Genomic DNA, 15,044 nt, shown 5'->3' with positions numbered 1-15,044 from the left:
CTATGAGCGTCGGGTACAACAGGCACCCGATTCCAGGCTTTTGAGGATCGGGCAGTCAGGGCGTTGGTCGCCCTGGCAGTGTTCAATCAGCTCGCTCAGGGTGTCGCGCAGGCTGGCCATTTCCTCGATCTTGCGTTGCAGATCATCCACGTGCCGCTGGGCCAGGGCCTTGACGTCGGCGCTGGCGCGCTGGCGATCCTGCCAGAGGGTCAGCAGCTTGCCGACTTCCTCCAGCGAGAAACCCAGGTCCCTTGAGCGTTTGATGAACGCCAGGGTATGCAGGTCCTTGTCCTGATAATGCCGATAACCGCTGTCACTGCGCGGTGCCGGCTGCAGCAGGCCGGTGGCTTCGTAATAGCGGATCATCTTGGCGCTCAGCCCGCTGCGGCTGGCTGCCTGACCGATGTTCATGGTTGCGCCACCGGGTCTTTGGGTTTCCAGGTTTTCAGTAGCAAGGCGTTGCTCACCACGCTGACACTCGACAGCGCCATGGCCGCGCCGGCCAGCACCGGATTGAGGTAGCCCAGCGCGGCCAAGGGAATGCCGATCAGGTTGTAGACGAAGGCCCAGAACAGGTTTTGGCGGATCTTGGCGTAGGTCTTGCGGCTGATCTCCAGCGCTGCCGGCACTAGCCGTGGATCGCCGCGCATCAGGGTAATACCGGCGGCCTGCATGGCCACATCGGTGCCGCCGCCCATGGCAATGCCGACATCCGCGGCCGCCAGCGCCGGGGCGTCGTTGAGGCCGTCGCCGACCATGGCGACGACCTTGTTGCGCTTGAGGTTGTCGACGATAGCGGCTTTGTCGGCCGGCAGAATCTGTGCGTGCACATCGAAGATGCCCAGCTCGCGCGCGACCATCTGCGCACTGCCCTGGTTGTCGCCGGTCAGCAGGTGGCTGGCGATGCCGCGTTGGTTCAGTTGCTGCACGGCTTGCCGGGCACCGGGCTTGAGGGTATCGCCAAAGGCAAACAGGCCAATCACGCCGGGCTGCGGAGCCAGCTCGATCAGCCAGGAGATGGTCCGTCCTTCGGCTTCCCAGGCTTGTGCTGACTCGGCCAGCTCGCCCGGCAGCAGCTCGTTCTCGTCCAGCAGGCGACGATTGCCCAGCGCCAACTGGCGGCCGTTCACGGTGGCGGCAATACCGCGCCCGGCCAGGGCGTGGCTGTGCTCCGGGAGTTCCAGTTGCAGTTGCCACTGTTCGCAGACTTCCAGCACCGCCTTGGCCAACGGGTGTTCGCTGCCGCGTTGCAGGGTGCCGGCCCATTGCAGGAGTTGCTCTTCGTTGACCCTCGCGGCGCTCATGTTGGTGATGCGCGGGCTACCAAGGGTCAGGGTGCCGGTCTTGTCGAACACCACCACATCGACTTCATGGGCACGCTCCAGCGCTTCGGCGTCCTTGATCAAAATGCCATGCCGGGCTGCCACGCCGGTGCCGGCCATGATCGCTGTCGGAGTGGCCAGGCCCAGTGCGCAAGGGCAGGCAATGACCAGAACTGCCACAGCGTTGAGTAACGCGACTTCCAGCGGCGCACCGTAGAGCAGCCAGGCACCCAAGGTGATCAGGGCGATCAGCAGTACCACCGGGACGAACACCTGGCTGACCTTATCCACCAGACGCTGAATCGGTGCCTTGCCAGCCTGGGCGTCTTCGACCAGACGAATGATCCGCGCCAGCACCGACTCGGCGCCCAACGCCGTGGCCCGTACCAGCAGGCGGCCTTCACCATTGATGGCGCCGCCGACCACTTGATCGCCGGGGTGCTTGGGCACCGGCAGGCTTTCACCGCTGATCAGCGCTTCGTCGGCATGGCTCTGGCCCTCGATGACTTGGCCATCCACCGGGAAGCGTTCACCAGGGCGCACCAGCACCCTGTCGTCGACGCGCAGGGCGCTGATGGCAACTTCCCGTTCCTGGCCGTCGATGACCTGCCAGGCACGTTCCGGACGCAGCGCTTCCAGCGCGCGCAAGGCGCTGGCAGTCTGGCGCTTGGCGCGGCTTTCCAGATGTTTGCCGAGCAGCACCAGGGCAATGACCATGGCCGAGGCTTCGAAGTACAGATGCGGTGCGTGATCCGGGGCGGCCATGACCCAGACGTAGACGCTCAGGCCGTAGCCGGCACTGGTGCCCAGTGCAACCAGCAGGTCCATATTGCCGCTGCCGGCGCGCAACGCCTTCCAGGCCGCGACATAAAAGCGTGCGCCGAAAATGAACTGCACCGGAGTGGCCAGCGCGAACTGCGCCCAGGCTGGCAGCATTGCGTGAATACCCAACGGCGTCAGCAGCATGGGCAGTACCAGCGGCAGCGCCAGCAGCAGCGCGGCGAGCACCCACCAGCGCTCGCGATGCCCGTGTTGCGCACGCTCCTGGCTGGACGGCGGGCTCAGGCTTGCGCTGTAACCGGCACGGCTGACGGCCTCGATGAGGGTTTGCGGATCAGTATCGTGCTGTGCCTGGACATACGCGTGTTCGTTGGCCAGGTTGACGGTGACTTGGTCGACACCCGGCACTTTGGCCAGTGCACGCTCGACCCGACCGGCGCAGTTGGCGCAGGTCATGCCGCTGATCGGCAGGTCGAAAGCGATGGGCTCTTGCATTGTGTTCACTCCTTGAAGGCTCAATGCCTGCAAGGATCAACCTTGACCCATGGACAAGGTCAAGGCAATCAATAATTCAGGTCGGCCTGCTTGAGATACAGACCGCTGATATTGGCCGCAATGCGGTACTTGAGGATGTCGCCGCTGCGCACATTCACCCGCGTGACCTGCTGAGCTTCCATGCCGGGCGCGCAGCCGACCACATTGCCGGGCAGGCGGGTCAGGCGGATATCCACCGGGCCAGGCGGCAGGTTGAACGACACCGACTGTTCCTGGAACACCCGGCCGGCCAGTTGGTCCTGGATATACACGCCGATTTCACAGGAGCTGCCAACTTCCAGGCGCTCGCGGGAAATGATCAGGATGCCGTAGTCCTCGGCCTGAACGGCGGGGGCTGCTGCGAAAAGACCGAGGATGGCGCAGAGGCTCAGTGCTGACCAGCGCATCGCTGATACTCCTGTGATAGACGACGATGAACAAGCTTGGCCCAGAGCCGGGACGAATACCAGCCCGGCAGATGCACGAGAAACTTGACCTTGCCATGATGGCAAGGTTGACGATTGGCCCATTCCACTTAAGGAGGTTAATGGCATGCAAGTCTTCAATGTTCAAGGTATGACCTGTGGTCACTGCGTAAAGGCGGTGATCAACGCCATTCAGGGCGAAGATCCGGCAGCCCGGGTCGAGGTCGATCTGCCTGCCGGCCAGGCCCGCGTCGACAGTGCACTGAGTGCTCAACGCATTGTTGAACTGATCGCCGAGGAAGGTTATCAGGCCCAGGCCCGGTAATATTTCTCTGCGTCGAGAGGCCAATGTCCGACAAGCCGGGTAGACTAGCGAATACTTAGCTTGCTTACGGATTTCCATGAACCTGCGAATCATCCTGATCCTCGGCGCGTTGTCGGCGTTTGGCCCGCTGGCGATCGATTTCTACCTGCCGGGCTTCCCGGCGATGGCCCTGGCATTCGGCACTGACGAACAACATGTGCAGTTGACCCTGGCCGCGTACTTCTTTGGCTTGTCTATCGGCCAATTGGTCTACGGTCCGGCGGCTGACCGCTTTGGCCGACGCAAGCCACTGTTGGTCGGTGTGGTGCTGTTCAGCCTGGCGTCGCTGGTCTGTGCCTTGGCGCCGACCCTTGAATGGCTGATCGCGGCGCGCTTTGTTCAGGCGCTGGGCGGCTGCGCCGGGATGGTTGTGGCGCGGGCGATTGTCAGTGACCGTTGTGACGCGATAGGCGCTGCCAAGGTGTTCTCGCAACTGATGCTGGTCATGGGGCTGGCACCGATCCTGGCGCCGATGCTCGGTGGGGTGATGGTCAACGCCTACGGCTGGCAATCGATCTTCCTGGCCCTGACCCTGTTCAGTGCTGCCTGTCTGGTGGCCGTGGCGGTGGGGTTGCCGGAGAGCATGCGCGCCGATCAGCCGCGTGCGCCGCTGTCGGGGGCGCTGGGGCAGTATTTCAATCTGCTCAAGGACCGGGTGTTCATCGGTTACGCGCTGAGTGGCGGGATTGCCATGGCCGGGATGTTCTCCTATATCGCCGGCTCGCCGTTCGTCTTCATCAAGCTCTACGGTGTGCCCGCCGAGCACTACGGCTGGCTGTTCGGCACGAATGCGGCGGGGTTCATTCTGGTCGCGCAGGTCAACGCGCGGGTGCTGCGCCGGTTCGGCCCGGCCTGGATGCTGGCGCGGATGATCTGGGTCTATCTGGCAGCAGCACTGACGGTGCTGGGCATCAGCCTGCTGCGCACCGAGCAACTCTGGCCGTTGCTGGTGCCGCTGTTTGTCTGCCTGGCCAGCCTGGGCTGCATCATTCCCAATGCATCAGCCTGTGCCATGGACGGCCAAGGCCGTCGCGCAGGTAGCGCTTCGGCCTTGCTCGGCTGTATGCAGTTCACCGTGGCGGCAGGTGCCGCCAGCCTGGTGGGCGTGCTGCACGATGGCACTGCCACGCCGATGGCGCTGGTGATCAGCCTGTGCGGGGCACTGGCGGTGAGCATGTCGGTGCTGACCCGGCGCTGGGTGGCCCAGCGCGGTTAAAAGCCTTCCAGCACGATCTTGCCCTTGGCCTTGCCGCTTTCCAGCAGGGCGTGGGCGCGCCGCAGGTTTTCGGCGTTGATGGCGCCGAAGTGTTCGCCGAAGGTGGTCTTCAGGGTGCCGAGGTCGATCAGTTGCGCAACGCGCTCCAGCAGTTTGTGCTGCTCAAGCATGTCGTCGGTCTGGAACATCGAGCGGGTGTACATGAACTCCCAGTGCAGCGACAGGCTCTTGCGCTTGAGCTTCTTGATATCCAGGTTATCCGGGTCGTCGATCAGCGCCAGCTTGCCTTGCGGCTTGAGGGCCTCGACCAGTTGATCCAGATGTTGTTCGGTGTTGGTCAGGCTGGCGACATAGGTGACGTGCTCGATGCCGATACGGCGCAGTTCTTCGCTCAGCGGCTGGCTGTGATCGATCACTTCGTGGGCACCGAGCTCGCGTACCCAGGCCGCAGTTTCCGGGCGTGAGGCGGTGCCAATCACCTTGAGCGAGGTCAGTTGGCGGGCCAGCTGGACCAGAATCGAACCGACACCACCGGCGGCGCCGACAATCAACAGGCTTTGGCCCTCGCCCTGGCCTTCGGCAATCTGCAGGCGCTCGAACAGCAACTCCCAGGCAGTGATTGCGGTCAGCGGCAATGCGGCAGCGTGGGAAAAACTCAGCGATGAGGGCGCGTGGCCGACGATTCGCTCATCCACGACATGCAGTTCGGCATTACCGCCCGAGCGGGTCAGGTCGCCGGCATAGAACACCTTGTCGCCCGGCTGGAACAGGGTCACGTCACTGCCCACCGCCTTGACCACGCCTGCTACGTCCCAGCCCAGCACTTTGGCGGCGCCATCCTGGGGCTGTACATTGCGGCGGATCTTGGTATCCACCGGGTTGACCGAAATGGCTTTGACTTCCACCAGCAGGTCACGCGGGCCAGCGACCGGCGCTGGCAGTTCGATGTCTTGCAGCGCCTGGGTGTCACTGATGGGCAAGGATTGGTAGTAGGCAATGGCTTTCATGGGCACTTCCTGAGTGGTGAACGGGATGGGCAGATGATTGACTATTTGCAGGCCAGATAAAACCGGCTAAAACGGTAGGCTCTTTCAATATTTTTTTGAAAATAAGGCCCGCTATGCTGCGTTTTGATGATCTGCAATTGTTCGTTCGTGCCGCAGAGCTGGGCAGCCTGTCGGCGGCGGCGCGGGTCATGGACATGTCAGCGGCGGTGGCCAGTGCAGCACTCAAACGCATTGAGCAACAATTGGGGGCACGACTGCTGGCCCGTTCGACGCGCAGCCTGCGGCTGACGGCTGAAGGTGAGGGTTTTCTGCAATATGCCCGCGCGGCGCTGGCCAGCCTGGAGGAGGGGCAGCGCCTGCTGAGCGGGCGTGAAGATCAGTGCAGCGGAGTACTGCAGTTGTCAGCACCCTCGGATTTCGGCCGCAACCTGCTGCTGTCCTGGCTGGACGATTTCCAGCGCCAGCACCCGAACCTGAGTGTGCGCCTGTTGCTGGGGGACCGTATTGCCGACCTGTTTCGTCAGCCGGTGGATGTGGCACTGCGTTATGGCGAACCTGAGGATTCAAGCCTGGTGGCGCTGCCGGTGGCGGTCGATAACCGCCGGGTGCTCTGTGCCTCGCCGGCTTATCTGGTGCGCCATGGCGAACCGCAGCAGGTCGAGCAACTGGCGCAGCACAACTGCCTGTTGTACATGCTCGGTGAGCGGGTTCACGACCATTGGCGTTTTCATGATGGTAAACGCCAGGTCAGCCTGACGGTGCGTGGTGACCGCTTCAGCGATGACGCCGATGTGGTGCGCCGTTGGGCCGTTGCCGGCGCCGGCGTGGCGTACAAGTCCTGGCTGGACGTGGCCGGCGATGTGCAGGCCGGTCGCCTCAAGGTGCTGATGCCGGAACTGCTCGGTGAGCCGACGCCGCTGAATTTGCTCTGCACCCACCGGGCACAACTCAACCGGCCCGTGCATCTGTTACTGGAGATGCTGCGTCAGCGCTGTGCCGAGCTTGGAGAAAAAACCTACAGATAATTCGGAAAGTGACAGGCGTTAATAATGCTATCTGCCGTGGAGTGCCAATATGGGGCGAGTGCTCCTGAGGGCTGGCAGGCACCTCGTCGATGATGGCCGTTTTCCCGTGTCGGGGCTTCGCAGGCCATGCCTATAATCCCGGCCGGGGAGGGATCGCGTTGTACTTCATGCCATGGAGGGTCGTGTGGCAGCGCGATGGAAAATGTATCGACAGGGAGTTAACACACATGGAACACGTACCTAGCATCAGTCAGATGGCGGCCTTGCTGGCCGATCCCAAACGCAGTGCCATGCTCTGGGCGCTGCTCGACGGCGCCGCCCGGCCAGCCGATGAGCTGGCCTTGCAGGCCGGGCTGTCCACCGCATCGGCGGGTGCACACCTGGCCAGGCTGGCGGCGGGCGGGATGCTCAAGCAGGAAACCCGCGGGCGTAAGCGTTTTTTTCGGCTGGCAGCGCCGCAGATCGGTGTGGCCGTGCAGGCCCTGGCCAGTGCGTCACTGATCAGCGCCGAACAGGTCAGCCGCAGCCAGGCGCTACCTGTGCCGGTGCCACCAGTGCGTCGGGCACGGGTGTGTTGCGATCATCTGGGCGGTGAACTGGCGGCCGAGTTGTACCAGCGGTTGTTGGGCGATGGCTGGATCGAGCAGCAAGAGCAGCGTGTCGAGGTCACCAGCAAAGGCATGGCCAAGTTTGCCGAACGCGGTATCTACATTCCGGCCCTGGCTCAGCGTGAACGCGAAACCGTCTGTGCCTGCCCCGACCGCCACGAGCACAGCCCGCATCTGGGCGGCGCGCTCGGCGCGGGTCTGCTGCAGTTGTTTATCCAGATGGGCTGGTTACGCGCCACCGAAGAGTCCAACACCTTGCAAGTGTCGTCCAACGGTCAGCGCGAAATCAGCAGGATCGCCTCTGCCGCCTGACCAGCGTCAGGCTTTGACCAGTCGGGCGTCGAGGCTGTTCTGGGCCAGGCGCCGGGCCTGGTCCTCAGTCATGCCCAGATGGGTGTACAGGGCGTGGAAGTTTTCCGTCACGTAACCACCGAAGTAGGCCGGGTCGTCCGAGTTGACCGTGACTTTCACGCCGCGCTCGAGCATGTCGAGGATATTGTGCTGGCTCATGTCGTCGAACACACACAGCTTGGTGTTGGACAGCGGGCAGACGGTCAGCGGGATCTGCTCGTCGATAATGCGCTGCATCAGCCGCTCGTCTTCAATGGCCCGGACGCCGTGGTCGATGCGCTGGATCTTCAGCAGGTCGAGGGCTTCCCAGATGTACTCGGGCGGACCTTCCTCGCCGGCGTGGGCGACGGTCAGGAAGCCTTCACCCCGGGCGCGATCGAAGACCCGCTGGAATTTGCTCGGTGGGTGACCCATTTCCGAACTGTCCAGGCCCACCGCGACGAAGGCATCGCGGTACGGCAGGGCCTGGTCGAGGGTTTTCTGTGCTTCGTCTTCGCTAAGATGGCGCAGGAAGCTGAGGATCAGGCCACTGTCGACGCCCAATTGCTGGCGGCCATCCTGGAGCGCCTGGGTAATGCCGTTGAGCACCACTTCAAACGCAATGCCCCGATCAGTGTGGGTCTGCGGGTCGAAGAACGGCTCGGTGTGGATAACATTCTGCGCCTTGCAGCGTTGCAGGTAGGCCCAGGTCAGGTCGTAGAAATCCTGCTCGGTGCGCAGCACATCCGCACCTTGATAATAGAGGTCGAGAAACTCTTGCAGGTTGTTGAAGGCATAAGCCTTGCGCAGGGTGTCTACATCATTCCACGGCAGGACGATGCGGTTTCGTTCGGCCAGGGCGAAGAGCAGTTCTGGCTCCAGAGAGCCCTCCAGGTGCAGGTGCAATTCTGCTTTGGGCAGGGCGTTCAGCCAGTCGTACATTGATTCTGGAGCTTTGCTAACTGTTAAATCTGTTTTATCTCTCATAAATCAGGTATTTACCGAATCTAATTTTTTTGGCTTGTTTCGTGTGGTACGTGTGAACAAATTACCATAGGTCTAGACGACGCTCGTGGGGAATTGCATTCCACTTGACCACCCGTTTGCATTGCCATTGACCAGTCATTTGCATTCGACGTGACCAGGCGTTTGCACGAGGCTTGACCGGCGCACTGCATGCCCTCGACCGGCTGGAGTCGACCCAATGCAGCCTTCGCAACGGGAGGGAGCAGTCGGCCACGCTCTCCATTCCGCTTACGATGCACGGTTTCGCACATGACAGATTCAACCGTGCGAGTTCGGTGCCTACGGTGCTTGACCCTCGGTAACAATCCAAACGTATATTCGGTGCAATTGCTATCCGCAAGATGATCACGCTAGGCTGGAACCAGACATCGAGACTCAGAGGGATATGTATGCAAGGGAAAGTCGGTCTCATCGTAAGCGTCCAGCCAACACACCTTCCGAACTCCAGCATTAAGGGCGATGGTGTCCGCGTATTTTGATCTGACCCCGAAATGTTGGACGCCTTCTATGCCCGCCGTGCTTGAGTCCTGTATTCCACAGGGCTCAGGCCACTTAGCTTCAGCCTGATTCGCGAATGATCGTAGTAGTGTATGTAGCCCTCTATACCTGCTTCAAGCTCATCGAGACTGTTGAATTTGTTCAGGTAAAAGAACTCGGATTTCAACGTGCCAAAAAAGCTTCCCATAGCCGCATTGTCATAGCAATTTCCTTTGCGGGACATGCTTGGCTTTACCGCACGCTCGTTCAGCACGCGGCGGTAGATAGGCATCCGGTACTGCCATCCCTGGTCGGAATGCAAGATTGGTTTATCGCGTGGCCGCAGCCTCTCAAAAGCTTGCCGTAGCATCGCACCAACCATGTCGAACAGCGGGCGCCTCGCGGTCTTGAAGGCGATTATTTCGCCGTTATAGAGGTCAAGGATCGGCGAGAGATAAAGCTTCTGCCCCCCGACCCGAAACTCCGTCACATCGGTTACCCATTTCTGGTTCGGTCGTTTGGCATCGAACTTCCGTTTCAGCAGGTTCGGCGCTACCTGACCCTCTTCGCCTCTGTAGGCCCGGTATTTCTTTATGCGTACACGGCTTTTCAACTGAAGCTCGCCCATGAGGCGCTGAACAGTCTTGTGGTTCACGGGGTGGCCAGCTCGCCGAACGGCAGCAGTGATACGGCGATAGCCATATCGGCCCTTGTGCTCGTCGAAAATTGAGCAAATTCTGGACTTCAGCACCGCGTATTTATCAACGGATTGCTGCACCTTTTGTTGATAGTAAAAAGTGCTACGGGCCAGGCCAGCCAATTTCAGAAGGCCTTCCAGAGGGTGCTCCTGCCTCAGTTCAATCACGATTTGCGCTTTTTCCGCTGCGCTGCTCGTTCCTTCGCTTGAACCAAGGCATCGAGCTTTTTTAAATAAGCAATTTCCATCCGCAACTGGCTCAATTCGGCCAGCAAATCATCACGCGTACGAGCTTCATCGTCCGAAGATTCAAGCTGAATGGACGGGATGGGATTTGTCATTTTCTTGCAACGTCCGCTTCCTGGCTGCCGGGACAAGGCCTCCAAACCGCTTTCATCATACCTGCGCTCCCATTCGCCAATGATGTCGGATTTCCGGATATCAAACAGCGCAGCGACTTGGCGATAGGACAGCTCTTCCTCTCGCATGCGCTGCAATACTGTCAGCTTGAACTCAGGGCTGTAGTTCTTCTTTCTCTTACTTTTGAGCCCTGCGGCACCAAGTGCCTGATAGGCCGCAATCCACTTTCGAAGCGAAGAAGAATTGACCCCGTGACGATGCGCGACCTCTCTGTGACCTGCGCTCCCCGAACAGTAATCTTCAACAACCGACAATTTTGCCTGCTCTGTGTACTTTTTCATGACCCCCCTCAATGTTGATGTCCAACATTTCGGGGTCAGACCAGTCTTCGGGCTTTTGAAAAAGCGATCAGCGCATGTCCGGATGTGGTTAAGTTTCACACCGTCACCGGGACTATTGAGTATCTTCTGCGTGTTGAACTGGCGGACATGAAGGCTTACAAGACATTCCACAATGATGTCTTGGGTACGCAGCCGCATGTTTCTTCAATTACGAGCTACATCGTAATGGACACGCCAAAGAATGACCGTGCCTAAGCTTAGAGTCCGCGGACGGCCACACGTAGAGCACCGGTCTTGATGCAGAGTTCGAAAGGTGGGTTGCCCGGACGCTTACGTCTCATCGACGTATTCCGTCAGCCTTATGAGGTTTGGACCAGGCGCCAAAACAGTCACCAAGAGGCCTTAGACCTTGTTCTTCATCACGGAGTGCATCCCAGCCAAGCTTCGGAGGTGAACGACAAGCGTATCGCTGTGGTCGCCACAGCTGTTGAAGCTGCTGCTCGACTGCTGGAAGAGCGTGTTGACAACGGTCTCGAGCGTCACGTTGAGGCCGCGTTCGGCTCAAGTGCTGAATATCAAACGCTGCGGAACATGATGTCAGCGGTCGAGCCTACGGCGCTTAGCGCCTACCAAGGTTCATTCACTGAGCAAGACTGGATTTCGGCCGACGCCGCGATCAAGTCTAATGGTGTAGAAATGGCTGAAGGGCAGTTTTTGTTCGATTCTGTTGAAAAAGTCGATTTTTCAGGAAACGTGATGCTGAGCTTGGCCTCATCAAAGAACCTACTCACCACTGTTAAATGGCCTTTCGGTACTTCGTTGACCGTTGCAGCTGTGTCAATGGGTTGATTTGAGGGCTTTTGTTGATTCCAGGCGTACCTAGCCCGTGGTTGGTGGTCCTTGAGATGTCAGTTTGGCCAGCCGTCGCGGGTTCTGTACTGCGGCGGCCAGCGTGAATTCATCCTTTGCGCCACCCATCCCTCGTAGCCGCAGGCGATCCAGTTTCAGAATGCGCTTGAGGTGGGCAAACAACATTTCGACCTTTTTACGTTCGTGGCGAGAGCGCTGATATGCCGGCGTTGCTGCAATGCGCCGAGCCACATCCCGAGCCGCTTCATGGACGCTGCGAGCGATCTTTCGGAACGCAGTTTTCGGGCAGCACTTGGCTTTCATCGGACACGCAGCGCAGTCGGTCTGCCGGGATCGGTAGATGATAGTGTTGGCTCTGGTGATGTGTGAACGCTCATTCTTGAAGGCTCGCCATTCGCTGCGCAATGGGTTGCCAGCCGGGCAGCGGTATTCCTCAGCCTCTTCATTCCAGTGGAAATCGTTGCTCGAAAAACTGTCGTTCTTACGCTCGGTTTTGTCCCACACCGGCACATGCGGTTCGATGTTTTTTTCCTCCACCATCCAAGCCAGCATCGGCGCGGTACCGTAAGCGGTGTCGCCAATGAGGCGCTCCGGCTTGATGTCGAACTGCGCTTCGGCCCGATCAATCATCGTCTTGGTGCTCTCGACTTCTGCGGTTCGATGAGCCGGTGTGGGTTCCACATCCATGATCACGCCGTGCTCGGTATCGATCAGATAATTCGTGGAGTAAGCGTAGAAAGCTGGGCCGCCTGGCGCAGCGGTCCAGCGGGCTTGAGGATCCGTCAGCGACAGGCGCTTTGGTAGCGTTTCGGCCAAAGCCTCTTCATCGAGGCCTTCAAGGTACTCACGCACGGCGCGAGTGCTCAGGGCCGGGTCGCTCCAGTTGACCGGCTCATCACCCGGTACGCCGCGCTGCCGACTCGCATCCGCTTTGATGATGCTGACGTCCACGGCAAAGCCTTCGCCCTTGACCAGACCGGCGTCCATGCAGCGACGCAGCACTTCATTGAACAACCAGCGAAACAGATCACTGTCTCGAAAACGGCCGTGTCGATTTTTCGAAAAGGTTGAGTGGTTGGTGACTTCATCTTCAAGGCTCAACCGGCAGAACCAGCGATACGCTAGGTTCAAATGGGCCTCTTCGCACAACCGCCGCTCGGAGCGGATGCCATAGCAGTAGCCGACGATCAACATGCGGATCATCAGTTCGGGATCAATCGATGAACTCCCGATTGGGCTATAGAAATCGGCGAGGTAATGGCGCAGGTCGCTCAGATCAAGACACCGATCAATGCTGCGCAGAAGGTGATTGGCTGGAATGTGATCTTCAAGGTTGAACGAGTAAAACAGTCGATCCTGCCCACTCGATAACTGTCCCATCATGCTATGTGATCCCCCACCGACCAATGAAGAGATTTTGCCGGAGGCCAGTCAGGGGAGCTACTTTTTCAACAGAATCGGCCCAAAGCGGACATGTGCTCATCGCGGTTTCTGCCTGAGGCATACCCATACCAGCTTAAGTCTCAGTAAGCGGCCGTTTAAGCAGGGCTGGTTTCAAGGGGCTATGGATTGGCGTCACAGCTAACGGGTAACCGACGGTCAAACCATATAAAAACTACCCGACCCTAATTCAGCCACCCTGCATCGCCTGGAGCACCATCGCACTGTCGACATACTGTTCCATGCTGACAATCTTGCCGTCCTCAAGGCGATATAGGTGCGCGAAGGTGGCGCTCATGACTTTGCCGGTGGCCCGGTAGGTACCAGAATACAAACCAAAGGCCGCGACACGGTCGCCATCGGCGAGGTAGGTGTGAACCGTGGCGCGGTACTCCAGCCATTCGCTCGATAATCGGCTAAACACATTGGCGACAATTTCGTCCGGCCCGGTATAAGTGCCCGCGTACGGAAAGCCCGCTGCCTCGGTCCAAGTGGCCGTCGGTGCCAAGGTAGCAAGCAGGTGCTTGCCATTGTCCTCAGAGCTGCCTTCATAGGTTGCGCGAATAATCTCCAGATTGTTCATACTGTTACCCCCATTGCATTTCGCCTTTGGCAACTTTGGCACCGATTTGCAAGGCAACGCCCATGCCGGCATCCGGGTAGAGCGCAGTCATTGCGGCGATCAGTGCAGCGCTGTCCGCTGCTTTGCCCAGCTCCTCCTCAAACGCCAGGAGATAATCGCGGGTGTAGCGGATGGCCGAGGCGTCGGTCACCGTGGCAGGTTTCATGTGGCCGGGTACGACCACGGCCGCATTACGGGTGAGGATGGAATCCAGGTTACGGATCCAGGCTGCACGGCCTTCCGCGCCAGCGGTGTCGGCGGTCCAGACATGCACATCGGCGAACACCAGTACGCCACCGACAATGGCCTTCAGCGACGGCACCCACAGGTAGCGACGGTTGGCCAGGTATTTGGCGTCGACGATCTCGATGGCATGTTCTTCCAGTGTGAGTGTCGAGCCGTCGAATGCCTCAGGCATGACGATGTCTGCCAGGGTCTGCGGCCCGTTCTCTTTCAATTGCGGGCCCCAGGTTGCCAGTTTCTTGGCTACGTTGCCTTGGATGGCGGTCAAGGTAGCAGGCGCAGCAATTACCCGTGCGTCGGGGAACGCGGCTTTGATCGGGCCCAGGCCGAAGTAGTAGTCGGGGTCGCTCTGGCTGATGTAGATGGTGGTTAGCTGTTTGCCGCTGCCCTTGATGGCTTGCGCAATGGCTTGGCCGCCGGACAGGGTAAAGCCAGCATCGATCAGCACGGCCTCACGGGCTCCCGAGAGTAGTACTGGCGCGCGGAAGAAACCGTTCTCGCCTGCGGGGAAATGCCGCCAGCTCAGCCCGGTGCCGTTAGCCCAAGCGCCTTTGCTTAGAACTGTGGCTGCGGCACCGAGAGTGGCGGCAGCTTTGATGACAGTGCGACGTGTGGTCATGGAGTTTCTCCTGCTGCGCTGACAGCGCAATTGACAATGGGGTGGACGGTTTCAGGCTGCTGCGAGCTGCTCGATAAGCGCCGCTGGGTTGGCAAACAAGGCGCTGCTATTCAGCACGGAGCGCTGCCCGGCGGATTCGAGAAGCAGAGTAGGAACGCCGCGGGCAGCAAAGGCCTGAAGCAACTCCTGCGCTTGTCTTGTGCGCGCCTTATTGAGGCTGACAAGCGCCGGCTCTGGATGGGCCAGCAGTGCAGCGGCTTCGCTCAGGCCGAGCGCACGCAGAATTTCAACGAGTGAAACTGCTGAGGTGACATCGCGGCCGTCCACGTAGCGCGCCAACTGGATCGCCTTGAGCGCGTCGTACTCCCGAGCCGGGGCTGTCGCAGCCACGGCACTAAGCGCCAGGGTGGCCGGGCCGCTGTCGAAGCGTTGCTGACGATCAGCCAGCACCAACTGCCGATACGCCTCACTGAAATCCTGTCCTGTCTGTGTGGCGATACGCTGGTCGTTGAACCAGGCGAAGTTGGCGAAATCAGTGTCCATCGCGCGGGCGCCTTGGCCGGTAAACAAGCCCGTCGGTAGCAGTTCGAGGGTCAGGCCGGCCACGCCTTGCAACTTGGCAAGCGCTGGCATGGCGCCGTAGCACCAGCCACACAGTGGGTCGTACAAATACTGCAGGGCTTTGCTCATGGGGATGCCTCCGTTTCTTGAGGCTTAGCTTAGGCGCTGCCAATTGAC

Annotated in this window: 15 protein-coding genes and 1 pseudogene; 6 read left to right on the top strand and 10 right to left on the bottom strand. The window is 59.9% G+C overall.

Annotation, left to right across the window (positions count from 1 at the left end; translation table 11 throughout):
* The 3 genes from cueR to NRB16_RS16865 form a co-directional block, all read right to left on the bottom strand.
* Positions 1–411 (bottom strand): Cu(I)-responsive transcriptional regulator, encoded by a 411-nt coding sequence (gene cueR, locus NRB16_RS16875; protein WP_045483848.1) that lies wholly within the window; start codon positions 409–411, stop codon positions 1–3.
* A complete protein-coding gene (locus NRB16_RS16870) occupies positions 408–2,597 on the bottom strand; it encodes a cation-translocating P-type ATPase (protein ID WP_257106541.1) in 2,190 nt (729 codons plus the stop codon). Before NRB16_RS16870 ends, cueR begins: the two co-directional genes overlap by 4 nt.
* Before the next feature lie 68 nt (positions 2,598–2,665).
* Positions 2,666–3,043, bottom strand: a complete 378-nt coding sequence (locus NRB16_RS16865) for a hypothetical protein (protein ID WP_045483841.1) — start codon at positions 3,041–3,043, stop codon at positions 2,666–2,668.
* A 145-nt stretch (positions 3,044–3,188) separates the two neighbouring features.
* Between NRB16_RS16865 and NRB16_RS16860 the strand changes: the two genes are divergently transcribed.
* On the top strand, positions 3,189–3,386 hold the full coding sequence (locus NRB16_RS16860) for a heavy-metal-associated domain-containing protein (RefSeq protein ID WP_045483838.1): 198 nt from the start codon (positions 3,189–3,191) through the stop codon (positions 3,384–3,386).
* Between the two features lie 76 nt (positions 3,387–3,462).
* Positions 3,463–4,641 carry a multidrug effflux MFS transporter gene (locus tag NRB16_RS16855; RefSeq protein WP_045483835.1) on the top strand — a complete coding sequence of 393 codons (1,179 nt, stop codon included), beginning with the start codon at positions 3,463–3,465 and terminating at the stop codon, positions 4,639–4,641.
* Here NRB16_RS16855 and NRB16_RS16850 read toward each other — a convergent pair.
* Positions 4,638–5,648 carry a zinc-binding alcohol dehydrogenase family protein gene (locus tag NRB16_RS16850; RefSeq protein ID WP_257106540.1) on the bottom strand — a complete coding sequence of 337 codons (1,011 nt, stop codon included), beginning with the start codon at positions 5,646–5,648 and terminating at the stop codon, positions 4,638–4,640. The two genes, NRB16_RS16855 and NRB16_RS16850, sit on opposite strands and share 4 nt — an antisense overlap.
* Before the next feature lie 113 nt (positions 5,649–5,761).
* On the opposite strand from NRB16_RS16850, the gene NRB16_RS16845 reads away from it, so the two are divergent.
* Positions 5,762–6,673: a LysR family transcriptional regulator gene (locus tag NRB16_RS16845; RefSeq protein ID WP_257106539.1), complete on the top strand. Its 912-nt coding sequence runs from the start codon at positions 5,762–5,764 to the stop codon at positions 6,671–6,673.
* A gap of 227 nt (positions 6,674–6,900) precedes the next feature.
* Positions 6,901–7,593 carry a helix-turn-helix transcriptional regulator gene (locus NRB16_RS16840; RefSeq protein WP_045483825.1) on the top strand — a complete coding sequence of 231 codons (693 nt, stop codon included), beginning with the start codon at positions 6,901–6,903 and terminating at the stop codon, positions 7,591–7,593.
* Between the two features lie 6 nt (positions 7,594–7,599).
* Here the strand turns inward: NRB16_RS16840 and NRB16_RS16835 are convergent, their stop codons facing one another.
* A complete protein-coding gene (locus tag NRB16_RS16835) occupies positions 7,600–8,553 on the bottom strand; it encodes an adenosine deaminase (protein WP_045483822.1) in 954 nt (317 codons plus the stop codon).
* Between the two features lie 589 nt (positions 8,554–9,142).
* A protein-coding gene (locus tag NRB16_RS16830; protein WP_257106538.1) for an IS3 family transposase occupies positions 9,143–10,512 on the bottom strand; the annotation gives its coding sequence in 2 pieces (ribosomal slippage) (positions 9,143–10,044 and positions 10,044–10,512; 1,371 coding nt in all).
* 48 nt (positions 10,513–10,560) lie between these two features.
* On the opposite strand from NRB16_RS16830, the pseudogene NRB16_RS16825 reads away from it, so the two are divergent.
* Together NRB16_RS16825 and NRB16_RS16820 are read left to right on the top strand one after the other, a co-directional pair.
* Positions 10,561–10,767 (top strand): annotated as a pseudogene (locus tag NRB16_RS16825) (Lrp/AsnC ligand binding domain-containing protein); the annotation flags it as partial.
* A gap of 195 nt (positions 10,768–10,962) precedes the next feature.
* On the top strand, positions 10,963–11,361 hold the full coding sequence (locus tag NRB16_RS16820) for a hypothetical protein (RefSeq protein ID WP_257106537.1): 399 nt from the start codon (positions 10,963–10,965) through the stop codon (positions 11,359–11,361).
* Positions 11,362–11,391: 30 nt separating this feature from the next.
* On the opposite strand, the gene NRB16_RS16815 is transcribed toward NRB16_RS16820, so the two are convergent.
* The 4 genes from NRB16_RS16815 to NRB16_RS16800 form a co-directional block, all read right to left on the bottom strand.
* Positions 11,392–12,765, bottom strand: a complete 1,374-nt coding sequence (locus tag NRB16_RS16815) for a transposase (RefSeq protein ID WP_257106536.1) — start codon at positions 12,763–12,765, stop codon at positions 11,392–11,394.
* 247 nt (positions 12,766–13,012) lie between these two features.
* A complete protein-coding gene (locus NRB16_RS16810) occupies positions 13,013–13,405 on the bottom strand; it encodes a nuclear transport factor 2 family protein (protein WP_253118039.1) in 393 nt (130 codons plus the stop codon).
* 4 nt (positions 13,406–13,409) lie between these two features.
* Positions 13,410–14,306 (bottom strand): MBL fold metallo-hydrolase, encoded by an 897-nt coding sequence (locus NRB16_RS16805; RefSeq protein ID WP_253118038.1) that lies wholly within the window; start codon positions 14,304–14,306, stop codon positions 13,410–13,412.
* A 51-nt stretch (positions 14,307–14,357) separates the two neighbouring features.
* The gene (locus tag NRB16_RS16800; RefSeq protein ID WP_257106535.1) at positions 14,358–14,996 is read right to left on the bottom strand and encodes a DsbA family protein; all 639 of its coding nucleotides are present in this window, start codon (positions 14,994–14,996) and stop codon (positions 14,358–14,360) included.
* Positions 14,997–15,044: the final 48 nt, after the last annotated feature.

The organism is Pseudomonas sp. LJDD11 (assembly GCF_024584215.1).
GTDB lineage: Bacteria > Pseudomonadota > Gammaproteobacteria > Pseudomonadales > Pseudomonadaceae > Aquipseudomonas.
This window is presented reverse-complemented; position numbering and strand designations above follow the sequence as displayed.